This window comes from Gordonia sp. 852002-51296_SCH5728562-b, assembly GCF_001665475.1.
Lineage (GTDB): Bacteria > Actinomycetota > Actinomycetes > Mycobacteriales > Mycobacteriaceae > Gordonia > Gordonia sputi.
In genome coordinates, this window is record NZ_LZMI01000028.1 from 45,328 (window position 1) to 68,861 (window position 23,534).

Below are 23,534 nucleotides of genomic sequence, written 5' to 3' on the forward strand. Positions count from 1 at the left end.
GATGAGTACCACTGATTCGAGTACCAACGAGTCCTTCCTCGTCGACTTTCATCACGTCGCGACCATCGGGGCCACTGACGGCGGCGGCGTCGAACGGCAAGCCGGAACTCTGGAGGACAAGCACGTTCGCGCTTGGTTCACCGACTTCGCCGAGCAGCGCGGCTGGGACGTGCGTCGCGACGGTATCGGAAATCTCTTCGCTCTCATCGAGTTTGTGCCCGGTGCTCCGTATGTGCTCGTCGGATCGCACCTCGATTCTCAACCACTCGGTGGGCGCTTCGACGGTGCCTACGGTGTCATCGCTGCGCTGCATGCCGCCGAGCGTTTCCAGCGGGAGGTGACGGCGGGCGGCGCACAGCCCCGATACAACGTCGCCGTGGTCGACTGGTTCAACGAGGAGGGCGGCCGGTTTGCCCCATCGATCATGGGTAGTTCGGTCTTCGCCGGACTGATGGACCAGGAGGAGATGCTGGCGGTCACCGACCTCGCCGGAACCACTGTCCGCGAGGCGATGGGAAGTATCGGGGCGCTAGGCGACGATCCCCGTCCGGAGGTCGTCGCCTATGCCGAGATCCACATCGAGCAGGGCCGCATTCTCGAACGTGAGCAGATCAGCCTCGGCGCCGTCGACTTCAGTTGGCACACGCAGAAACTCGACATTCGTGTCGTCGGAGAACAGTCGCATACCGGCGCCACCGCGATGGCTGATCGCAGGGATGCACTGGTTGCCGCAAGTGAGGTGGTTCTGCTCGTCCACAAGGTGACGAGTGTGGCCGAGCCTGAGTCGCTCGTCTCGTCCGTCGGTCAACTCACCCTTGAGCCCAACTCGCCTATCGTCGTGCCACGACTCGTGACGTTGGTCGCCGATCTCCGTGCGGAACGCAAAGCCGACGTACTCGCAGCGCGCGACAGTCTGCTTCGTGACATCGCCACGGTGGCAGAGCGATACGACGTTCGCATCGAGGTCAACGACGTCGATATCCGCGAGATCCAGTACTACCCCGAGGCTGGCCTCGAACTCGCCGAAAAGGTCGCTGCCGACGCCGGACTGAGCATTCGACGCCTCCGGACCATGGCGGGACATGATTCGGTGGCCATTAACCGCATCGTTCCCACGGTCATGATGTTTGTCCCGTCGGTCGACGGCGTCTCCCACTGCGAGCGCGAATTCACCACTGACGCAGACATGTTGGCGGGTGTCGAGGCACTTACGGGCGTCGTCCGCCAGCTCGCCGAAGGCGCACTCGACGGCGTTGCAGCAGGAATGCCTGGAGCGCACGCATGAGCACAGCGGTGTCGACGACGAGTCTCTGCGATCTCTCGGCAGCACAGATCCGGGCCGGCTATCTCAGCGGCGACTTCACACCGAGCGAGGTGATGGGGTCGATGCTGGCGCGCATTCGTGAAGTCAACGGGGGCCGCGCAACTGGTATCAACGCCTTCACCGAGGTTCTCGACGACGAGGCAACCAGTCAAGCGGCGTCTGCGACCGAGCGGCTCAATACAGCGCGTCGTCGTGGCGATCGGCTGCCACCGCTGTTCGGGATTCCTGTCGCCACCAAGGAGAAGCACGCGCTGGCCGGTCGCACTCTAGAGCAAGGTCTTGCGGCTCACCGCGGTCGTATCGCCGACGCCGATCACCCGATCGTTGAGCGTATTCGTGCAGCGGGTGGAATCATTCACGCGCGCACCACATCTCCCGAGTTCAGTTGCGCGACCGTCACACATTCTCCGATGTGGGGCATCACTCGTAACCCCTACAACCTAGCGGCTTCACCGGGCGGTTCGTCGGGTGGCGCAGGCGCAGCACTTGCGGCAGGCATGGCAACTCTTGCGACAGCAAGCGATATCGCCGGATCAACCCGCATCCCAGCAGGTTTCACCGGAACCGTCGGCTACAAGGCGCCGTACGGGCGCATCCCTGGGGCACCGCCCCTGAGCGCCGACACCTATCGTGGCGACGGGCCGATGGCGCGCACCGTCGACGACACCGCCCTGCTGGCCGATGTCATGTCCGGCCACCATCACAGCGATCACTTCAGTTGGGGCAGCAGCGGGCAGCTTGCCGACACACTGGATGGGCATACCTCTCTTGATGGGGTACGTGTCGGCATCAGCATCACGTTGGGCGACTTCGATGTTCACCCCGACGTCGCTTCCGCGACCCTCCGCGCGGCAGAAGCGCTGCGGCAACGAGGCGCAGAGGTCGTTGACGTGACGCTCCCGTGGCGTAGCGACGAGATTCGGGAGACCATCTTCGCCCACTTCGGCCACCTACTCGCTCCCGCGATGCGCGCCGAAACGGCGGGCGGACCGACCGTCGCCGCCTACACCGAGCAGTTCATGCGCGACGCCGAGGCTGCTGCGCAACGACTCTCACACCTCGACTCGGTAGCCGCCGACGCACGGCTGCAGGCGCAACTCGCCTCAGCGATGGCCGATGTCGACGCGCTGTTGTGCCCGGTCTCTGCGGTGACGTCCCTTGCCGCGGATGGCAACTATCTCGACGGCATCGACGTCGTCGGACCGGACGCGGCTCCCGTTCACCTGCAACACTATTGGCAGGCACATCTGACAAGTCCGTTCAACGTCGCGAACCGCTGCCCGGTGCTTGCCGTCCCCGCAGGTATCGCACGCGACGGCGTGCCGATCGGGGTTCAGTTGGTAGGCAAGCCACTCGACGAGGTCACGCCGTTTCGGTTGGGCAGAGCCGTCGAAGATGCCCTGGGAGTTCCGTCGTGGCGGGAGGCTCACGCCCGCGACAGCGCGCCCTCTGAGACTGCACCCCGCCGCGTCGACGCCCAATAGGCCAGTGCCACAGCGATAATGCCCACGACGGCGGTAACCGCGATCGGCGTCGAATCCGACCACGCGTTCACAGCGATCGCCAGCAACGCCCACGCGAGGGTGATGGGCAGCGCTGGGAGCGCGCTGCCGTAAAGGTAGGTGACGGTGACCCCGACGAGTGCAGCGATGATCAGGACGACGAGTTGCCAACCGACCGACGACTCGTCGGCCGCACCGCTACGTGCGATGTCTGATGCCCAGTTGACGAACACCGCGGCGGTTGCCCACCCCGCGTAGATGCCGATCGTGATGCGGACGAGAGTGGTTGTCGACGAAGGATTTTCGACTGGATGGGCCGCGATGCGCGCGGCGTCGAGCAATGCAAGCGCCATGACGGTGAGCAGGATCGAGGGCAGCCAGTCGATCGAGGCTGCCGACACGATCAGCCACAGCGCCGCCGCACCACAGGCGACGGCGAGATCGACGGCGAGGCGTTTGCCGAATTGCGTGCCCGAGTCGAGCCCTCGGACGAACATGTAGCCGGTCACAGCCGACAACACGTAGATGACGGCCCAGATCGCAAAGGCATACCCGGCGGGACTGATCAGCAGGTCGACGCCGTCGTCGTTGGGTTCTCCACCGAACAGCGCGAGCGGGATGATCACGGCCACGGCCTGCGCGACCGACAGAATGAGCACGGTCCACGCCAGCGGCGCGGTCAACTGGGACGAAGCGTCTTTGCGGGGCATATGTCCGACTCTACGGACAAGATGGCGCGCGACGGCGCCGCCGATCGAGGCTGTCTTGGCGCGTTCTGAGCCGCTCGAGGGATTCCATCAGAACTCCGTGGGCGATCTCACCGCGACGGTGTCGCACGACTGGTCGGCAACAACTTGTTCACGCGGCGCTGACATCAGTCGAGCGAACTCGATTTTCTGCCCGGACGACGTCATGGTTCCCGCCGTCCTTCTGGCATGCGTTTCGCGTCAAACATACCTGGCCTCATAGAGCGCGCGGGGAGCGACATCAGCGAAGCATTTGCCCAAACGCTGGCGTTGGCGAACCGTCACGTTTCTCAGCTAGAAGAATTAGCCGATGCGCTGTGACTGTCGGACGACGCGTCCGACAAGATGACCCGCCGCAAGTTCGGCTACGACGAAGGATTTGCGAGCGTGTATGCCCTGGGATGTTGCTGCGAGTGATGGCAACGACGCCGGTCACTGGTTTCATGGAAGTTCGCGTCAGCCTTCAGTCGGATGGACGAGACACTTTCCGAGATGGCCAGACGATCGGGCAGCAGTCCTACGCCGGATACTCACTAACACATGGTTCGTCGCCCCCCTTGCTGGCGAGCAGTCGGACTCGTCCCTCTCGCCGTGCGACGTCCGGGTTCGCGGCATCATACGCGGCGCGCTGTGTCCTCCCCCTCGAGGTGGCCGGAAAGATCAGCGCATAGCGTAGACACGATTCGCAGCAATCCTCGCGATGTCTCTCCAGCGTTGGAAGCATCGGCCGCGACCGTCATTGCTTCGGAGCCGAACCGGGCGATCTTACTTAGTTTTCGAAGATCGTATTGTTCTCAGCGACACTATAAAGCGTTGCTCGCCATCCTTCACTCGATGACGGTTTCAAAGTTTCGATCGAATCCTTCGCCGACACGAAGCACCCGTTCAACGTGCGTACCGACTCCTGCCCTTTACTTTTAGGCAAGGTCGATCGAAAGAAGCTCAAGGTCCGCTCCGGACCGCTGAGGTATGCGATGGCCAAGTCTGCTTCGTCCATGGCTATCACCGAAAGCTCGCGCAGCTGGAAACGGAACCGCAGGTATTCTTGGAGTTCCATCGGGGAGTCGAACATATTCAGAACAATTATCCAGGAGTGGATGTCAAGGATCGCGACCAATTCTCTAGTCGCAGCGTTCGGCAACGCCGACATTGTTCTGGAATCGGTCAAGTTTCCACCATAGCCATGGAGCAAAATCCCAAGGCCAAGAACCGGATTCATGGAAGTATACTCTCTACCATGGCCATCCTTCAAGGACGAACCTTTCTCAAGCGCATCGAGCCTTAAAGAAATCTGCTCTGACACTTCATCAATCTGCGCCATGAACGCTTCGAGAGCACTTCTTGTCTTTTTGCTGCGCGACTTCGCCTTAACCTCTCCTATCGCTATAACACTGCCCGAATTGGGGGCGATTGCAGCAAAGTCGACATCTCGGTCATCCGCCCTCTCGTATGCAACACCGCAAGCAAGCGTGGCTGGACGCTGAGGTCCGCGATATCCATGGCCCAGGGCTTCGAGTATGAGCTGTTGTGCAGTTCTTTCGAAGAGTTCACCCTTAGTGGCGGCTGGCAGTTTACTGCTCAGCAAAATGCGGTCCACGGCCGCAAGTAGCCCCGATTCGATCTCCAGGTTGGCAGTCCGGAGTGCGACTGGCACAAGAGCGTCTTGGAATCTGATCCAAGGACGCTCGGAACGGATGTTCGACGTAGCGAGGTCGATTAGCTCCGTGCCGGCCAAGCTTCCCGCGGCAACTGAAAGGTGCTGTGCGATACGAGCCCCGCCATCATCGATACTTAAGGGAAGCAAGCGCGACCCGTACATATCAATACCTAATTCGAGTTGCTTGAGGTTGCGATCGGTGAAGTCCGGAAGTAGTGCTGCAAACTCCGGGGCCTCCTCTATTTCTTTTACCAGCGCTGCCGAAACTTCGCGCGCGATCCATCGGAATCGAATAAACCCAGACGCAATCCGTGACTGGAACTCCCGACCATCAGCGGAGGCAAACGCCATTGCGGTCGTGGCCGGCAAAGCTTCGTCAAAATCTTCCAAAGACATCGCTTCAAACATCACTATGGCGCTTTTGGCTGCCCACCATCGGCCAAATAGTCGAAAGTATCTCTGCATCACCAGCGTATCAGTACTGGCCCCACCGCCAGCCGCACCCAGCGCCCACAACGCGCTCTCAAGTATTCCGACATTTGATAGAGTATCGATCTCTGGAACGCTTTCTCTAATCTCAAACCAGAGTGCGACTGCATTTGCAGGGTCCAGCATCCTTAGAATCCTTATACAGCCTTTCTCGGCACTGTCTGCGCACCGAACAAAGGGATCTATGTCGGGCCGACGCCGCGGCGGCCTTGGCCGCGGCGTATTGATCGTCTTCGAGACTTCGCGAATCTCGGATAAGAACACTTCTTCAAGGGGCTGTGGCAAAAAGTACGCGATCGGATGCAAGTTTCCTCCTTGGCTTAGACGTACAATCTGGCCTGTCACGGAGTGCACAGATAAATAGAGAATACATCGGGAGAACCAAATACTTTGCAGTTCGCGTTATTTTACTAACAAAGTAGGTTTGAGAAGGCACCGCGCACGGAACCATTCAGAACGACCGAGCACCCAAGTACCCGGCAGGTACCGGACAAACAGATGCTGTCCATCAGCGCCCGCGCGATAGTTGACAGGTCCGCGCGAACCACACAGGGCGCAGAAGCGGATTTGTATCTTCAACGCCGCTGAGGAATTCACCAGACTGCACTCCCCCTCGTGAGAACGGCCACAACCTGAGCTATCTCTCGTGGGTGCCGCGCGTCGACATCGGGATCGTGCTCGCACGGCCTGCTTCCGCGGCACCCACGGTTGTCGCATGCGCGAATCGCGCCCGCCCTGCTTTGCCGCCAGATTACGTTCTTCAAGCCGAGTTTCGAGTTCCGACAGTCGTGGCCGTTGCTCGCACTTTAGGCGTGGAAGATGCGCCTCTGCGCAAGCGGCACCTAGCATGTTGGTTCCGTCGGGATGTCTGGTGCAGTGTCGCGATAGGGGATCGGCGACCGCTGTCAGGCGCGAACGGTCAACACCTGGAAGCCGCCGCTCTCAGGTGCTCGAAAACCTAGTCGCGGGGTCGTTCATTTCGAGGTTCCTCGCGTGCCGTGTCGACATGGTGTCGACACGTGGCTCACGGAGATGTAGCGAAACCAGCCCTGAGCTCGTCTTCTCATTGCTCCCCCACCAGGACTCGAACCTGGAATGCCTGAACCAAAATCAGAAGTGTTGCCGATTACACCATGGGGGATTACTCGCCTAGAAGTGTGCCACAGGCACGGCAGACGATTGTGCCACAGGGGCGTCGAGCTGGGCGGGGTGGTCTCGACAAGCTCGACCAGCGGAGTGCACGCGACCGCGGGGCTCTCGGCCAGCGGAGCCGGCCGGCCTAAATGTGTGTCGAACGTAAAGATGTGGGTGCTGCAGCACCCACATCCTCACAAACGACACACATCTGCCGAGCGGGGTGGTCTCGACAAGCTCGACCAGCGGTGATCAGCTCGACCAGCAGCGGTCAGCTCGACCAGCGGAACGTGCGCTCGACCGGCGGGGTGGTCTCGACAAGCTCGACCAGCGGTGGTCAGCTCGAGCGGCGGCGGGCGGCGGGGATCAGTCCTTCGGGCCGCCGGCGACGTAGATGACCTGGCCGGAGACGAAGCCTGCGCCCTCGGAGGCGAAGAACGAGGCGGTGTGGGCGATGTCCTCGGGCTTGCCGGTGCGGGCGACGGGGATGGCGGAGGCGTTCAGCTTCTTGAACTCCTCGAAGTCCATGCCGACGCGGGCAGCGGTCGCCGCTGTCATGTCGGTCTCGATGAAGCCGGGGGCGATCGCGTTGGCGGTCACGCCGAACTTGCCCAGCTCGATCGCCAGCGTCTTGGTGAAGCCCTGCATACCCGCCTTGGCTGCGGAGTAGTTGGCCTGGCCGCGGTTGCCCAGAGCGGAGGTCGACGACAGGTTCACGATGCGGCCCCAACCGGCGTCGACCATGTACTTCTGGCATGCGCGGCTCATCAGGAAGGCGCCGCGCAGGTGCACGCCCATGATGGCGTCCCAGTCGTCGACGCTCATCTTGAACAGCAGGTTGTCGCGCAGGATGCCCGCGTTGTTCACCAGCACCGTCGGTGCGCCGAGCTCGGCGGCGACCTTCTCGACGGCCGCGTTGACCGACGCCTCGTCGGAGACGTCTGCGCCGACGGCGATCGCCTTGCCGCCCGCGTCGTTGATGGCCTTCGCGGTGTCGGCTGCGGCCTCCTCGGTGATGTCGAGAACGGCGACGGCCAGACCGTCGTCGGCGAGGCGCTTGGCCACCGCCGCGCCGATGCCCCGACCCGATCCGGTCACGATTGCTGTCTTCTGAGTGCTCATGCGAACTCCTCCATTGCGTGTACGTCTCCTGTGACGTGCGTCCCCTCGGTTCTATCAGTCGCCGTTCGGGTGGCCGTCACCACCTGCACCCCGGCCACTACCTGCACTGACGCTTCTGCGTCGTCAACGAGTCAGTAGTATCGGTCCGTCGCCACGCCGGACGCGGTCAGTCGGTGCGCGCGGCGCGCAGTCGTCGAATCCCGGAGGTGGACATGACAGAGAAGTCAGCCGCGACAGCCGTGATCGTCCTCGCCGCGGGCGCGGGCACTCGGATGAAATCCAAGACTCCCAAGATCTTGCACACCATCGGTGGACGTTCGCTCGTCGGCCATGTGCTGCATGGCGCAGCAGCGGCAACCCCAGATCAACTCGTGGCCGTCGTGGGCCACGAACGCGAACGCGTCACGGCGGCCGTCAACGAGATCGCAGCTGAGCTGGGCACCAACATTGTTGTGGCCGTTCAGGATTCGCCCGCCGGCACCGGCGACGCCGCGCGCGCCGGTCTCACCGCACTCCCCGACGACTTCACCGGAACGGTGATCGTCACCGCCGCCGACATCCCACTCCTCGACGGCCAGACGATCGAGGCCCTCGTCGCCACACATACCGCGGGAGACGGCGCCGCCGTCACGCTCACCGGCTTCATCGCCGACGAGCCGACCGGATACGGCCGGATCATCCGGACCAACGACGGCTCGGTGCAGGCCATTGTCGAAGAAAAGGACGCAAGCGACGCTCAGCGCGCGATCACCGAGGTCAACGCGGGCATCTACGCCTTCGACGCGCAGGCACTGCGCTCAGCGCTGCAACAACTCTCCACCGACAACGCGCAGGGCGAGTTCTATCTGACGGACGTCATCGAGATCGCACGGTCCGCGGGCAAGACCGTCCGGGCGCATGTCGTCGACGATCCGCTGGTGGTCGCGGGCTGCAACGACCGCGCGCAACTGTCCGCGCTCGGCGCCGCGCTCAATGCCTCGACCATCCGTCGCCACCAGCTCGCGGGCGTCACCGTCGTCGATCCGGGCTCGACGTGGATCGACGTCGACGTACACATCGAGCGCGACGTACGCATCGAGCCGGGCACCCAACTGCACGGTGCCACCCGTATCGCCGAAGATGCCGTCGTCGGCCCCGACACCACGCTCACCGACGTGACGATCGGCCGGGGGGCGTCGGTGATCCGCACGCACGGCTCCGACTCGGTGATCTCCGACGACGCATCCGTCGGCCCGTTCGCCTTCCTGCGGCCGGGTACCGAGTTGGGTGAGCGCGGCAAGATCGGCACCTTCGTCGAGACCAAGAAAGCCACCATCGGCGCAGGTAGCAAGGTTCCGCACCTCACCTACGTCGGCGACGCGACGATCGGCGAGGAGTCGAACATCGGGGCGTCGAGCGTCTTTGTCAACTACGACGGGGTGAACAAGCATCAAACGGTGATCGGGTCGCATTGCCGGACCGGATCGGACAACATGTTCGTCGCTCCGGTGCAGGTCGGTGACGGCGCGTATACCGGGGCAGGTACGGTCATTCGGGACGATGTCCCGCCCGGCGCCCTCGCGGTCTCGTCGGGTCCACAACGCAACATCGACGGTTGGGTACCCCGCAAACGCCCCGATACGGCTGCCGCACGCGCAGCGATCGAGGCAGGCGCGGCCGATACTCAGCCCGAACAGCCCGGCTCCTAGCCACGTGACCCGCTGGCAGAGCCACCCACCGGCCGACGATCGAGTAGAAGAGTTTCCATGACCTGGACCACCGACAACCAGAAGAACCTGATGCTGTTCTCGGGGCGTGCACACCCCGACCTCGCGCAGGCTGTCGCCGACGAACTCGGCATCAAGCTGACACCGCAGACCGCGCGGAACTTCGCCAACGGCGAGATCTTCGTTCGCTACGAGGAGTCGGTGCGCGGTTCGGATGCGTTCGTGATCCAGAGCTGCCCCGCCCCGCTCAACGAGTGGGTGATGGAGGCGCTGATCATGATCGACGCGCTCAAGCGTGGCTCGGCCAAGCGCATCAGCGTGATCCTGCCTTTCTACCCGTACGCACGTCAGGACAAGAAGGCCCGCGGCCGTGAACCGATCTCGGCCCGCCTCATCGCCGACCTGATGAAGACCGCAGGCGCCGACCGCATCATCTCGGTCGACCTGCACACCGATCAGATCCAGGGCTTCTTCGACGGCCCCGTCGACCACATGCACGCTCAGGGACAGCTTTCCGACTACGTCCGCGGCAAGTACGGCATCGAGAACCTCGTCGTCGTCTCGCCGGATTCGGGTCGTGTGCGCGTGGCCGAGAAGTGGTCGGACGCACTCGGCGGCGCGCCGGTCGCGTTCATCCACAAGACCCGTGACCCGATGGTCGCCAACCAGATCGTCGCGCACCGCGTCGTCGGTGAGGTCGAAGGCCGCACCTGCGTGGTCATCGACGACATGATCGACACCGGCGGCACCATCGTCGGCGCGGTCTCGAAGCTGAAGGAAGCGGGCGCGGGCGACGTCATCATCGCCACGACGCACGCGGTCTTCTCCGATCCGGCCGCCGAGCGCCTCGCCAACTCCGAGGCCGACGAGGTCATCGTGACCGACACGCTCCCGATCCCGCAGGAGAAGCGCTTCGACAAGCTGACCGTGATCTCGATCGCCCCGCTGCTGGCACAGACCATCCGCGAGGTGTTCGAACACGGTTCGGTGACAAGCCTTTTCGACGGCAACGCCTGATCTCGACCAGCTCGATCAACGAACCATGTTGACGACCACCGCCGCCCGACGCGATTGGGCGGCGGTGGTGTCGCTTGGGCTCGGTGTGTTCACCATCACCACCACCGAGATCATGCCCATTGGATTACTCCGTCCGATGGCCACCGACCTCGACGTCTCCGAGGGCACCATCGGCCTCACGGTCACGTTCTTCGCGTTCGTGGCCGCGATCAGTGCACCCACCCTCTCCACGGCGACACGACGCCTCGACCGTCGCCCGATCCTGCTCGCGGTGATGGCCGCCTTCGTCGTCGGGAACACGCTCACCGCACTCGCCGTGAATTACACGATGCTGGTGGCGGTCCGCATGGCGATCGGCGTCGCCCTCGGGTTGATGTGGGCGATCGTCGCCGCAACCGCGGTGCGTCTGGTGCCGCCGAACGCTGCCGTCCGCGCAACCACGATCGCGTTCTCAGGGGTGTCGCTGGCGTCGGTGCTCGGCATGCCCGTCGGCACTGTGATCGGGCAGGCGTTCGGCTGGCGGGCCGCGTACTGGACACTCGCCGGATTGAGCGCGGTGACCCTGACCGCCCTGGCCGTACTGCTGAGATCGGTGCCCGGCGACAGCGAGACGATCGGGCTTCGCGGACTCCCCCGCTTGCTGCGGATGCGCAATCTCCGAACGACCCTCATCGTGACCGCGCTGCTGATCACCGGCGCCTACGCCGCCTACACCTACGTCACACCGTTCATCGTGGAGATCATTGGAATCGACGCCGACCTGGTCGGCGTCGTCCTGCTGGTGATGGGCGTGGCAGGGGTCGCGGGCAACTTCACGGCCGGGGCGTTCCTGACCCGGACGCAGTCGGTGCGGTGGTCGCTGGCGGCGATCATCGCAGTCCTCGCGGGTGCACTGATACTCACGCCCGTCGCGAGTCTGTGGCTTCCCGCGGCTCTCGTCGGACTCCTCGTCTGGGCCGCCGGATACGCCGCCGCCCCGATCGGCCTGCAGACGACGGTGTTCCGCGTCGCGCCCGCCTACCGGGAATCGGCGACGACGCTGTACTCCACGACGTTCAATTTCTCGATCGGTGTCGGAGCTCTGCTCGGTGCCCTCGCGATCGAGCGCGGCGGCGCGCTCGCACCCGTCATCGTGGGAGCCGTGTGCGCGACGGTCGCGCTTGCCGTCGCACTCACCCTCCCCACGCGCGTGAGCCCCGACGATCCGGCCGCAGTGCCTGGGTAAGGTTGCCGCCATGAACACTGGGCGCGAGGCGACTGGCAACACCGAGACCGCGACGATCTACCACAACCCGAAGTGCTCGACCTCCCGCAAAGCCCTACAGCGCCTCCGCGACGAGGGTGTCGAGCCGACGATCGTGAAGTACGTCGACGAGCCGTACACCCGCGAGCAACTCGAGAAGCTCTTCGCCGATGCCGGCGTCACGGTTCGCCAGGCCGCACGTAAGCGCGAGGCGCTCTACAAGGAACTCGACCTCGACGCCGCGTCGGACGAGAAACTGCTCGACGAGATGGTGGCGCATCCGATACTCGTCGAACGTCCGTTTGTGGTGACCGACAAGGGAACTCGCCTCGCTCGCCCACTCGACAAGCTCGACGAGATCCTCTGACCGCTCAGAACAGCAGCGGCCCAACTGCGTTCGCCAGCCCGCGCGCGGCGTCGGTGAGTGAGCAGATCGCCTCGAGTCTGCTCGACACCCCGCCGATCATCACCGCACCGCGGACCGCACCGTCGACGTCGTAGATCGGCACGGCGAGATGGGCGTGGTGCACCACCAGTTCACCGTCGTCGACCGCGACGTCGGTGCGTCGTATCTCGACGATCTGCTCTTCGAGTCGGGCAGGATCGATGATCGTTGCAGGTGTGACGGGGACGAGCGGCAGCTCCAGCACGTCACGCCACTGCGACAGCGAGGCCAGCAGGAGCTTGCCCGCGGCCGACGCGTGGAGATACCGCATGAGCTCGCCGACGCCGTCGAGCGGATGGTCGGGGTCGGCGTCGAGGACGCGCACCGAGGCGGGCCTGAAGTAGAGCAGATGGACGGCGAAGCGTACCGAGCCCCGGAAGTCGTCGAGGCGCTCGGCCGCGCGCGCCGGGACCGGAGGCGTGGCGACCCCGTCGACGAAGGAGGCGAGACGGGTGCCGATCGCGAAACCACGCAAATCGGCTGTCCGCACCAGGAACTCGTCGGCGACGAGACTGTTGAGCAGGCGGTAGGTGCTCGCGGACGGGAGGTCGAGGCGCTCTGCGATGTCGCGGGCCGTTGTACCTATGCCGAGGTCTGCGACAGTCTCGATGATCTGCAGCGCGCGCACCACCGAATCCGATTTCGGCGCACGACCTATCGCCATCTCGCCCCCTCACCCCGGTTCGACGACCGACTCCCTCCCCTGCTCACCGCAGCGTCGCCGTGGTGAGAATGTCGGCGCTCGTGGTCGCATCGAAGACACCGACACCGGCGAGCAGTCGAGGACTGCGCCGTGCGACGAACAGCACGAGCGCCGTCACCACGACCATCGACGCGACGTAGACGACGCCGAGAACCCGACCGTGTCCGATGCCGGTGCCGAAGGCAGTCACCAACAACACGCCGAGGATGACCGCCGTGATCACACCGAGCATCATGATGCGCCTGCTGGGTTCCCCGATTCGGCCGAGCAGCACAGGAGAGGCGAGACACGCGGTCAGGTAACTGCCCATGTAGCCCAGCGCGCTGAGCGTCAAAAAGTCGCGGATGCCGTCCTGCGGATTGCCGCCGCACCAGAGGAACACGAGCGGTCCGAGCGTCACGATCGCCATCGCCCAGACCGTCGCGAGGGCAGGCGTGTGAAAGCGACGATGAGTGCGGCCGAACGCCTCGGGAACCACACGCTCGCGCCCCAGCGTGAACAGCACGCGCACGAGGGCGTTGACCGAGGCCAGAGCGCATGCGAAGAACGACGTCGCGATCCCGATGTCGAGGATGACCGCTGTAACGCGGGTGCCGTCGGAGAGGAACAGGGCGGCCAGGGGTGTGGAACTCTCCCGTACACCCGCCGGGGCGTCGAACATCGCGAGCGACTGCGTGGTCACCGCGAGCAGATAGATGACACCCGCGGCGATCGGTGTCCAGCGCAGGGTGCGCGGAACGCTGCGGAAGGGTCGACGCGCCTCGGCCGACAGCGTCGTCGCACTCTCGAATCCGACGAACGCGCTGACCGCGACCACGATCATCAGACCCATCGACCCGACGTCGACCTGCGGTGCGAACACCTTCGACCAGTCCGCCGAATGATGCGTGATCCCGAGCCACACCATGAGGCCGACCAGGATGACAACGGCGACGACCTCGATCGCGAGTGTGGCGGTCGCAGAGACCTTGATCCCGCGAACCATCAGCACGGTCATGACGAGGGCGGCCACGACGATGATCACACAGACAATCGGCAGCCACACCGACGTCGACACCCCGATGCTGACGGCAATGTGGTTGAGGTACAAGCCAACTGCGAGGAGTCCCGCCATGCTCACCGAGCCGTAACCGACGACCGCCGACCACGCCGTTGGCAGCGCCACACGCGGACCGAATCCCTGCGCCACGTAGGAGTAGAGGCCGCCGACGACGGCGAGTCGTTGCGCCATCGGCCGCACGCACGCCGAGATCATCATGACGACGACCATCGCGACGGCGAACGAGATGACACCGCCTGCACCGCTCATCGCGGCGATCACGAACAACGGCGTCACCGCCGATGTCCCGGCGGGCGCGATGGCCGCGACCGACTGAGCGAAAACGGGTATGAAGGGAAGCTGACGACGAGTCAGGCCGCGCACCGGCGACTCGTCGGCGACCAGCGGGTACGTCGACGTCAGCGATTCGCCCGTTGATTCAGCAGTGGAGGATGTCGGCATAGCGCCCTCTACCGTGACGGAGCGCTCGTTGCGACGCATCGTTTTCGTGTTTCCAGCGTGTTAACCCGCGTGAGAAATCCAGCTCTCCCATTTCTCAGCCGCCCTTACCTTGGTGCCATTGTGACGTGACACACACCCCGTACCGTTCTGCCGGAATCGATTAAGCAGCGAGACCGACGGTGATCTCGCCTCCGCACGAAAGGCGCGTTCATGAGCACAATCGAGTCCGGAGGCGGCACCACGGCTGCCACGTCGTCGACCGCGAGTTCGACCGACTACCTCGACAAACGTCGACTCAAGACCGGCACGGCCGGGTGGGTGCTGCTCGCGGGCCTCGGAGTCAGCTACGTCATCAGCGGCGACTACTCCGGGTGGAACTTCGGGCTCGAGCAGGGCGGCTTCGGCGGCCTGGCGATCGCGGCCGTCATCATCGCCGCGATGTATTTCGCGATGGTGCTCGGCATGGCCGAGATGAGCTCGGCCCTACCCGCGGCAGGAGGCGGATACACCTTCGCCCGCCGGGCTCTCGGCACGTGGGGCGGAATGGCGACCGGCACCGCGGTCCTGATCGAGTACGCAATCGCGCCCGCGGCGATCGCCACCTTCATCGGCGCATACGTCGAATCACTGCACCTGTTCGGGATCACCGACGGCTGGTGGGTGTACCTCGTGGTCTACGCCATCTTCATCGGCGTGCACCTCGCAGGTGTCGGCGAAGCATTGAAGGTGATGTTCGTGATCACCGCCATCGCACTCGCCGGGCTGATCGTGTTCGCTATTGCGGCGATCGGCGACTTCTCGTGGTCGAACCTCACCGATATCGCTCCGACGGACGCGGCGGGCGCGAACTCCTTCCTCCCCCACGGATACCTCGGCATCTGGGCAGCCATCCCGTTCGCGATCTGGTTCTTCCTCGCCGTCGAAGGTGTGCCCCTCGCCGCAGAGGAGGCCAAGAACCCCGCTCGCAATGTGCCGCGCGGGATCATCGCTGCCATGTGTGCGCTGATCTGCACGTGCGCGCTGGTGCTGTTTATGGTGCCCGGCGCGGGCGGGGCGTCGGCCATGCAGACTTCGGGCAACCCGTTGGTCGAGGCGTTGGGCAGCGGTACCGCGCACACCGTCGTCAACTACATCGGTCTCGCAGGCCTGGTGGCGAGCTTCTTCTCGATCATCTACGCCTACTCGCGACAGCTCTTTGCACTCTCGCGCGCGGGCTACCTGCCGAAGTCGTTGTCGGTGACCAACTCCCGCAAGTCCCCGACGTTGGCCCTCATCGTGCCCGGCATCGTCGGCTTCATCCTGTCGCTGACCGGGCAGGGCGCCATGCTGCTCAACATGGCCGTCTTCGGTGCGGCGCTGAGCTATGTGCTGATGATGATCAGCCACATCGTGCTGCGCATCCGGGAGCCAGAACTGGCACGCCCGTACCGGACGCCGGGCGGCATCGTGACGACGGCGTTCGCGCTCGTCATCGCAGTGCTCGCGCTCGTGGCCACCTTCCTCGTCGACATCAAGGCGGCAACCGGCTGTCTCATCGTGTTCGCCCTCTTCATGGCGTATTTTGGCCTCTACAGCCGCAAGCGGCTGGTCTTCGCCAGTGCCGACGAAGAGTTCGAGGCCATTGCCGACGCCGAAGAGGGACTCTCGTGACCTACAGCCATTCACTTCGCGGACACACCTATCAGTTCGCCGATCTCATCGACGTGATGGCCAAAGCCACGCCGGCACGTTCTGGCGACGAATTGGCCGGGTGCGCAGCACAATCCGACGCCGAGCGCGCGGCGGCGGCATGGGTGCTCGCCGACCTCCCACTCACCGTGTTCCTCGAGGAAATGCTCGTCCCGTACGAGTCCGACGAGGTGACGCGCCTGATCATCGACACCCACGACCGCGAGGCATTCGCACCCATCTCGCACCTGACGGTCGGCGGCCTGCGTGACTGGCTGCTCGAACAGGTCGTTGCGCCCGGGGGGACGCAGCGGCTGCAGGCGGTGTCGCCCGGGTTGACCCCGGAGATGGTTGCCGCTGTCAGCAAGCTGATGCGCAATCAGGATCTGATCGCGGTCGCGCGGCGGATGGAGGTCACCGCCGGATTCCGCACCACCATCGGGCTGCCGGGACGACTGGCCACCCGACTGCAGCCCAACCACCCGACCGACGATCCGAGGGGTATCGCCGCCGGTCTGCTCGATGGGCTACTACTCGGTTGCGGCGACGCCGTCGTCGGAATCAACCCGGCAACCGACTCACCACAGGCGACGTCGACGCTGCTCGAACTCCTCGACGACGTGCGGCAGCGTTTCGACATTCCGATGCAGTCGTGCGTGCTCTCGCACGTCACCACGACGATCGGCTTGGTCGAGGCGGGCGCGCCGGTCGACCTGGTCTTCCAGTCGATCGCGGGCACCGAGGGCGCCAACCGCGGATTCGGCGTCGACCTGGCAGTTCTCAACGAAGGCAATGAGGCCGGGCGGTCGTTGCACCGCGGGACCGTCGGCGACAACGTGATGTATCTCGAAACCGGGCAGGGCTCGGCACTGTCGGCAGGCGCTCACCTCGGGACCGGTGGCCGGCCCGTCGACCAGCAAACCCTCGAGGCGCGCGCCTACGCGGTCGCCCGGTCGCTGGAACCCCTGCTGGTCAACACCGTCGTCGGATTCATCGGCCCCGAGTATCTCTTCGACGGCAAGCAGATCATCCGCGCGGGACTCGAAGATCACTTCTGCGGCAAGCTTCTCGGGCTGCCGATGGGCGTCGACGTCTGCTACACCAACCACGCCGAGGCCGACCAGAACGACATGGACACGCTGCTGAGCCTGCTCGGGATGGCCGGAGTCGGATTCGTCATCACCGTGCCGGGCGCCGACGACATCATGCTCGGCTACCAGAGCCTGTCTTTTCACGACGTGCTCTACCTGCGCGACGTCCTGGGCCTGCGCGCCGCACCGGAATTCGAGGAGTGGATGCAGACGATCGGCATGGCCGACGACGGCGGCCACGTCGTGCCACTCGACCCGCAGACGTCGGCGCTGCGCGGACTGGCGGCGTCGTGAACACGCCCGAGACGCAATCAATCCCGTCGGTCGATCCGTGGAAATCGATGCGCGGACTCACCCAGGCCCGAATCGGCTTGCAGCGCAGCGGAAATGCGCTGTCGAGTGCTGATGTGCTGCAGTTCCAGGCCGATCACGCGGCAGCACGCGACGCCGTGCACACCCCGATGGACTCCGACGGCGTCGTCGACGGTCTGAAGGGGCTGGGGTTGGGCGAGCCGGCGGTCGTCACGAGTCAGGCGTCGTCGCGGGCGGAGTATCTGCGCCGACCCGACCTCGGCCGAATCCCGAATGACCTTTCCGCAGTGCAACATTCAGGTGCCGAAATCGGTTTCGTGATCGCCGACGGCTTGTCGGCGACGGCGGTGGACACGCACGCGGTCACGCTCGTCGATACGATCGCTGCCGGACTCTCGCCGCAATTCTCGATCGCTCCGCCGGTCGTTGCCACCCAGGCACGCGTCGCGCTCGGCGATCACATCGGGGAGGCGCTCGGCGTCGAGATCCTTCTCGTGATCATCGGGGAACGCCCGGGACTGTCCGTCGCCGACAGCCTCGGCATCTACCTGACCTATCGTCCGGAGCCGGGACGTCGTGACTCCGAACGCAATTGCATCTCCAACATCCATCCGCCGGACGGGCTCGGATACCGCGACGCCGCCCGGATCGTCGAAGCACTGGTGTCCGGGGCACGGCAACTCGGCGCGTCGGGCGTCGCACTCAAAGACACCTCGTCTGCCGACCCCGCCGTCGCCGCTGCCGCTGCGCAGGGCGAACTCGGCTAGGTCGCGGGGCTTTAGATGATCCCGGGGGCGTCGACCGTGCGCGCGGGTAGCGACTGCACCGCCGACGGAACGACGACACCCACCAGTCCACGCACGAAGCCCTTGGTGATGTCCCAGAAGTCGAAGTAGTCGCGCCACACGGCGATCGCACCGTCAAGAACCTCGAAGCGCCCGCACACCCAGAACCGGATTCGCACGGGACCGAGCCGGATCTCGTCGATCCGCTCGGTGAGCACCACCGTGTCGTCGGTGGCGATGTTGATGATCCCGTAGTCGAATCCGGCGAATGACGACGCGTCCATGGCGCCGAAGACCTTGGCGACGTTGCGTTTGCCACGGATCGTCGGCAGTCCGACATTGGTGTAGACGATGTTGTCGTCGAGGTCGGCCATGGCTGCGGAACTGTCGTCGCGGGCGAGCGCGTCGAGGAAGTCGGTGACGACGCGATCAGGGGTACGAGAGGTCATGGTGTCACCGTACGGTGCGCGATGTGACTTCACCGCAGGTCGTCGTCTATTCTTGACGGGTTGTCTCGGCGAGGGTGAGCAGTCACCGTAATCGGCGCGACCATCGCACATCTCCTTGCGGACTCGAGTTTCCGCAGGTGGTCGTGGATTGTCGGCCTGCGGAACTGCCACAGAGCGCCGAGCACCGACCACCCGGCTGCACGCACAGACGCGGCCGAACCACCAAGGAGAGTCACATGGCAACCCAGGCAAACGCACTGGCAGTCACCACCCGCACCGAAAAGGGCAAGGGCGCCGCTCGACGCGCTCGTCGCGCAGGCAACGTGCCCGCCGTGCTGTACGGCCACGGCACCGACCCGCAGCACCTCAACCTCCCGGCTCGCGATTTCGCCGCCATCCTGCGTAACAACGGCACCAACGCGGTCCTCGACCTCGACATCGAGGGCACCAGCCAGCTCGCGCTGACCAAGCAGATCGACATCCACCCGATCCGCAACTACATCGAGCACGTCGACCTGCTCGTCATCAAGCGCGGCGAGAAGGTCACCGTCGAGGTCACCATCGTCGTCGAGGGCGACGCCGCTCCCGGCACCCTGGTCACCCAGGACGCCAACACCGTCGAGATCGAGGCCGACGCACTGTCGATTCCCGAGCAGATCGTCGTCGACGTCGAGGGCAAGGAAGTCGGCACGTCGGTCCACGCGTCGGACCTGGTCCTCCCCCAGGGCGTCGAGCTCATCACCGACCCGGAGACCCTCATCGTCGCAGTCAACGAGGCGACCACCGCCGCAGAGCTCGAGGAAGAGACCGACGCGGAGCAGGCTGACGCCGACGCCGCCGCCGCTGAGGCCGAGGCCGAGTAATTCGGCGTCACCTCTTCCGACGCTCCGCCACTACTGATGACACAGGAATCATGAAACTTGTTGTCGGACTCGGTAATCCCGGTTCCAAGTATGAGCGGACGCGTCACAACATCGGCGCGATGGTCGCAGACCATCTCGTCACGACGGCCGGCGAGCGATGGAAGGTGCACAAGCGCTCCGGCGCGATGGTGGCACCCATCACGCTCGCCGGCCAGTCGGTGTTGGTGGCACGTGCACGCACGTACATGAACACCACCGGCCGCGAGATCGGCCCACTCGCGAAGTTCTACTCGATCAACCCGTCGGATCTGATCGCGCTGCACGACGAACTCGACATCGACTTCGGTGCCGTCCGCCTCAAACTCGGTGGCGGCGAAGGCGGCCACAACGGCCTGCGCTCGATCAGCCAGGCACTCGGATCGCGTGACTACTACCGCGTCCGCTTGGGCATTGGTCGCCCGCCCGGCCGCCAGGATCCCGCCGACTTCGTGCTCAAACCCTTTCCGTCGTCGGCACGCGCCGACGTCGAACTACTCATCCAGCACGGCGCCGACGCCACCGAGGCGCTGATCGCCTCGGGTCTCGAGGCAGCGCAGAACGTCGTCCACACCTGGTGATACCGCGATTCGGCGACGCCGCCGCTGACTGAAAAGCGGCACGCACTGCCCGACACCGCAGCATGAGTGCACTCTCGGTGCAACGATGGTCCAATGTCGGACGCCACCCTGAGCCTCATCGTCCTCGGCGTCACGGTCGTGTTGTTCATCATCAACAAGCTGCCGGTCGGCCTCGTCGCCATCGGGTCGGCGCTGGCGCTCTACTTCCTCGGACTCGTGCAGTTCGACGAACTGACCTCGGGTCTCGGTCAGAGCGTCATCGCCTTCATCGCGGCCCTGTTCGTGATCAGCGAGGGACTCGAGGCGTCGGGAATCACCGCATGGCTGGGCAGCGTGCTGGCGCGCGTCGCAGGTCGCACACGCACCAGGGTGGTTGCCGCCATCATGGTTCTCGCCGCGGCATTGAGTCCACTCATCACGATTAACGGCGCAGCGGCAGCGTTGGTCCCGGTCAGCGTCGCCGTCGCGCGGCGGGCGCATCTGTCACCGTCGCGCGTACTGCTCCCTCTCGCGTTCGCCGCGAGCGCCGGTTCACTGCTCACGCTGAGCGGCAGCCCGGTCAACGTCATCATCGATGAAGCCGCCACCGAGCAAACCGGTTCCTCGATCGGCTACTTCGGCTTCTCCCTCATCGGCGTCCCCCTGGTCGTGGGGACGCTGGTTGTCATCGCGCTTGTCGGCGACCGGCTGATCCCGCGTCGCGAATCACAGTCACTGCCAGAGGATTTCAGCAGATACCAGCGCGACGTCGTTGAGCATTATGAATTGTCGGGATTGGCGACGACCGGCGTGCGTACCTTTCGCCTGCACGTCGAAGCGGCGTCGACGCTTGTCGGGAAGACTGTCCGCGCCGCCATCACCGACGACGCGATCGACACGGTCGCCGCACAGTCCGAACGTGGCCGCGTACTGAGTTCGACGCATAAGCTCGAACCGTCGGACGTACTCGTCGTCTCCGGCGTGGGCACCGCCGTCGAGACGCTCGCGCGGGACACCGACCTCACCGTCGAGGACACCATCGGCAGGCGCATGAGTCGTCGCCACGACAGTCTCATCAACCGCGACAACGGAGTCTGTGAGTTGGTGATCCCGCCGCGCTCGTCGTGGATCGGACGACCGGCGTTCGGCGGGATGGTGCGCGCAGAAGACGGACTGCTCGTGTTGTCGGTGCGCAGGCAGAACGACGACGTCTCGTCCCGCGCGTCGACGCTGCAGGAAGGCGACGCCCTACTGGTGTACGGACCGTGGGGCGCGCTCGACGCACTGGCCGACGACAAGGACGTTCTGGTGGTCGCGTCGTCGGAAACCGTTCGGCGGCAGACGGTTCCACTCGGACGGAGTGCTCCGCGCGCGGCCGTCATCCTGGTGGCCACGATCGCGCTGCTGGCGAGCGGGGTCGTGCCCCCGGTGGTCGCCGGCCTACTCGGCGCGGGTGCGATGGTGCTGTTCCGCGTGCTGTCGAGCGAGCAGGCATATCGTGCCGTTCCCTGGGCGACGCTGGTTCTGATCGCCGCGCTGATCCCGATGTCGGCGGCGATCACGAGCAGTGGCGGTGCCGAGTTGATCGCACGACCCATCGTCGACCTCGTGTCCGGGCACAGTGCGTATCTTCTGCTCGCGATGCTGTTCGTGCTGACGGCCTCACTCGGACAGTTCATCTCCAACGTCGCCACCGCGCTGATCGTCATTCCGATCGCGCTCGTCGCCGCGGCCGACGTCGGTGTCGACGCTCGAACTGTGCTCATGGTGGTCTGCGTCGCAGCCGCCGCTTCCCTGCTGACACCGATCGCCACTCCCGCCAACATGATCGTGATGAATCCGGGCGGATACCGCTTCGGCGACTATTGGCGACTGGGGATCGTGCTGATGATCTGCTGGCTGATCGTCACCGTGACCCTGGTCCCGGTGTTCTGGCCGATCAACGGCTGATACCCCCTCAACCGCTGAGACGCACTCGACGGCCGGGGCGAGCAGGAGCCGTGAGAAGCGGCCTTGTTCGTCACCGGATGTGGCGGGGCCTACACTCTTTTCGGACGCAGGGCTATCCGCTGCGTGATCCGTTTGTCGAAGGGAAGTACGCGTGACCGTCATCGCCGCCAACACAGGCCATCAGAACGTAGCGATGTTGGGCATCGGCGCGTACCGACCGAAGCGCCTGGTCAGCAACGATGAGGTGTGCGAGGTTCTCGACAGTTCGGATCAGTGGATCTTCGAGCGCAGCGGCATCCGGAATCGCCGGTGGATCAGCGGCGACGAGACCGCGCGGTCGATGGCCGCAGCCGCAGCCGAGCGGGCCATCGAGAACTCCGGGATCGACAAGGACAAGATCGGTGCGCTGATTCTGGCCACCAACAGCTGGAAGACCAAGATCCCGCACGGCGGCCCGATCGTGGCCTACGACATCGGCCTCAACGGAATTCCCGCCTACGACATCGCCGCGGGATGCGGCGGCTTCGGCTACGCCCTGGGCGTCGCGGCCGACACCGTGCGCGCGGGCTCAGCCGAGTACGTGCTTGTCGTCGGCGTCGAGACGATGTCGGTCGTCATGGAGCCCACCGACCGCAACACCGCATTCATCTTCGGCGACGGCGCCGGCGCGGTCGTCGTCGGACCGAGTGACGACAACGGGATCTCCCCTACCGTCTGGGGTTCCGACGGCGAGAACGCCGAGGCGATCGGCCAGAACTACGACATTCCCGAGTACATGGATCGCGCTCAGGAGTACCAGCACAAGGATCCGGAGACCGAGCCCGTCGGCCGCATGGTGGTCACGATGGAGGGTTCACGCGTCTTCCGCTGGGCGGCAATCACACTGCCCAAGGCGCTGTCGTCGGTCATCGAGCAGTCCGGCATCGGTATCGACGACATCGAGGTGTTCGTACCCCACCAGGCGAACGCTCGGATCAACGACTTGATGAAGAAGAACCTGGGCTTCCCCGACGGCCTGCCGATGGCCAACGACATCGAGAACACCGGCAACACGTCGGCGGCGTCGATCCCGCTCGCGATGGAAGAGATGCTGGCCACCGGCAAGGCCAAGGGCGGCCAGACCGCGCTGCTGCTCGGGTTCGGCGCGGGCCTCTCCTACGCCGGGGCCGTCGTAACTCTGCCCCCGGCGCCGAAGGTAAGCAGCTTCGACGACCTCGGGTGACACCGTGAC

General features: G+C 64.8%; 19 protein-coding genes and 1 tRNA gene. 13 read left to right on the plus strand and 7 right to left on the minus strand.

The annotated features are described in order from the left end of the window. Position 1: 1 nt before the first annotated feature. A complete protein-coding gene (locus tag A5766_RS05875) occupies positions 2–1,285 on the plus strand; it encodes a M20 family metallo-hydrolase (protein ID WP_005207225.1) in 1,284 nt (427 codons plus the stop codon). Further along, positions 1,282–2,808 carry an amidase gene (locus A5766_RS05880; protein ID WP_005207224.1) on the plus strand — a complete coding sequence of 509 codons (1,527 nt, stop codon included), beginning with the start codon at positions 1,282–1,284 and terminating at the stop codon, positions 2,806–2,808. The genes A5766_RS05875 and A5766_RS05880 overlap by 4 nt, the downstream gene beginning before the upstream one ends. On the opposite strand, the gene A5766_RS05885 is transcribed toward A5766_RS05880, so the two are convergent. The 4 genes from A5766_RS05885 to A5766_RS05900 form a co-directional block, all read right to left on the minus strand. Then, on the minus strand, positions 2,751–3,536 hold the full coding sequence (locus A5766_RS05885) for a hypothetical protein (RefSeq protein WP_005207223.1): 786 nt from the start codon (positions 3,534–3,536) through the stop codon (positions 2,751–2,753). The genes A5766_RS05880 and A5766_RS05885 overlap by 58 nt on opposite strands. A gap of 805 nt (positions 3,537–4,341) precedes the next feature. Continuing rightward, complete coding sequence (locus tag A5766_RS05890) at positions 4,342–5,844, minus strand: hypothetical protein (RefSeq protein WP_156527381.1); 1,503 nt, start codon at positions 5,842–5,844, stop codon at positions 4,342–4,344. A gap of 943 nt (positions 5,845–6,787) precedes the next feature. Then, a tRNA-Gln gene (locus A5766_RS05895) sits at positions 6,788–6,859 on the minus strand. A gap of 359 nt (positions 6,860–7,218) precedes the next feature. Next, positions 7,219–7,974 carry an SDR family oxidoreductase gene (locus A5766_RS05900; protein WP_064903828.1) on the minus strand — a complete coding sequence of 252 codons (756 nt, stop codon included), beginning with the start codon at positions 7,972–7,974 and terminating at the stop codon, positions 7,219–7,221. A gap of 212 nt (positions 7,975–8,186) precedes the next feature. Between A5766_RS05900 and glmU the strand changes: the two genes are divergently transcribed. The 4 genes from glmU to arsC are packed head-to-tail and all read left to right on the plus strand — an operon-like array spanning position 8,187 to position 12,307. Continuing rightward, on the plus strand, positions 8,187–9,662 hold the full coding sequence (glmU, locus tag A5766_RS05905) for a bifunctional UDP-N-acetylglucosamine diphosphorylase/glucosamine-1-phosphate N-acetyltransferase GlmU (protein WP_064903831.1): 1,476 nt from the start codon (positions 8,187–8,189) through the stop codon (positions 9,660–9,662). A gap of 57 nt (positions 9,663–9,719) precedes the next feature. Continuing rightward, the gene (locus tag A5766_RS05910; RefSeq protein ID WP_005207219.1) at positions 9,720–10,697 is read left to right on the plus strand and encodes a ribose-phosphate diphosphokinase; all 978 of its coding nucleotides are present in this window, start codon (positions 9,720–9,722) and stop codon (positions 10,695–10,697) included. 25 nt (positions 10,698–10,722) lie between these two features. After that, positions 10,723–11,922, plus strand: a complete 1,200-nt coding sequence (locus A5766_RS05915; RefSeq protein WP_005207218.1) for an MFS transporter — start codon at positions 10,723–10,725, stop codon at positions 11,920–11,922. A 10-nt stretch (positions 11,923–11,932) separates the two neighbouring features. Then, the gene (arsC, locus tag A5766_RS05920; protein WP_005207217.1) at positions 11,933–12,307 is read left to right on the plus strand and encodes an arsenate reductase (glutaredoxin); all 375 of its coding nucleotides are present in this window, start codon (positions 11,933–11,935) and stop codon (positions 12,305–12,307) included. Positions 12,308–12,311: 4 nt separating this feature from the next. On the opposite strand, the gene A5766_RS05925 is transcribed toward arsC, so the two are convergent. Together A5766_RS05925 and A5766_RS05930 are read right to left on the minus strand one after the other, a co-directional pair. After that, entirely contained in the window at positions 12,312–13,049 is a 738-nt protein-coding gene (locus A5766_RS05925; protein ID WP_005207216.1) for an IclR family transcriptional regulator, read from the minus strand. A 43-nt stretch (positions 13,050–13,092) separates the two neighbouring features. Next, positions 13,093–14,589: an APC family permease gene (locus A5766_RS05930; RefSeq protein WP_039856157.1), complete on the minus strand. Its 1,497-nt coding sequence runs from the start codon at positions 14,587–14,589 to the stop codon at positions 13,093–13,095. Between the two features lie 210 nt (positions 14,590–14,799). Here A5766_RS05930 and eat point away from each other — a divergent pair, with 210 nt between their 5' ends. Genes eat through eutC form a run of 3 tightly spaced genes read left to right on the plus strand, consistent with a single transcriptional unit; the run spans position 14,800 to position 18,427 of the window. Then, positions 14,800–16,239: an ethanolamine permease gene (gene eat, locus A5766_RS05935; protein ID WP_005207214.1), complete on the plus strand. Its 1,440-nt coding sequence runs from the start codon at positions 14,800–14,802 to the stop codon at positions 16,237–16,239. Beyond that, positions 16,236–17,642, plus strand: coding sequence for an ethanolamine ammonia-lyase subunit EutB (locus A5766_RS05940; protein WP_005207213.1), 1,407 nt, complete (start codon positions 16,236–16,238; stop codon positions 17,640–17,642). Before eat ends, A5766_RS05940 begins: the two co-directional genes overlap by 4 nt. Continuing rightward, positions 17,639–18,427: an ethanolamine ammonia-lyase subunit EutC gene (gene eutC, locus A5766_RS05945; RefSeq protein WP_005207212.1), complete on the plus strand. Its 789-nt coding sequence runs from the start codon at positions 17,639–17,641 to the stop codon at positions 18,425–18,427. The genes A5766_RS05940 and eutC overlap by 4 nt, the downstream gene beginning before the upstream one ends. A gap of 11 nt (positions 18,428–18,438) precedes the next feature. Here the strand turns inward: eutC and A5766_RS05950 are convergent, their stop codons facing one another. Further along, a complete protein-coding gene (locus A5766_RS05950; RefSeq protein ID WP_005207211.1) occupies positions 18,439–18,894 on the minus strand; it encodes a limonene-1,2-epoxide hydrolase family protein in 456 nt (151 codons plus the stop codon). Positions 18,895–19,130: 236 nt separating this feature from the next. Between A5766_RS05950 and A5766_RS05955 the strand changes: the two genes are divergently transcribed. The 4 genes from A5766_RS05955 to A5766_RS05970 all read left to right on the plus strand — a co-directional run bounded on the left by A5766_RS05955 (position 19,131) and on the right by A5766_RS05970 (position 23,525). Then, positions 19,131–19,757 (plus strand): 50S ribosomal protein L25/general stress protein Ctc, encoded by a 627-nt coding sequence (locus A5766_RS05955; protein WP_005207210.1) that lies wholly within the window; start codon positions 19,131–19,133, stop codon positions 19,755–19,757. A gap of 50 nt (positions 19,758–19,807) precedes the next feature. Further along, entirely contained in the window at positions 19,808–20,374 is a 567-nt protein-coding gene (gene pth, locus A5766_RS05960) for an aminoacyl-tRNA hydrolase (protein WP_005207209.1), read from the plus strand. Between the two features lie 93 nt (positions 20,375–20,467). Continuing rightward, positions 20,468–22,303 (plus strand): SLC13 family permease, encoded by a 1,836-nt coding sequence (locus A5766_RS05965; RefSeq protein ID WP_005207208.1) that lies wholly within the window; start codon positions 20,468–20,470, stop codon positions 22,301–22,303. A 151-nt stretch (positions 22,304–22,454) separates the two neighbouring features. After that, positions 22,455–23,525 carry a beta-ketoacyl-ACP synthase 3 gene (locus tag A5766_RS05970; RefSeq protein ID WP_156527382.1) on the plus strand — a complete coding sequence of 357 codons (1,071 nt, stop codon included), beginning with the start codon at positions 22,455–22,457 and terminating at the stop codon, positions 23,523–23,525. Positions 23,526–23,534 lie beyond the last annotated feature (9 nt).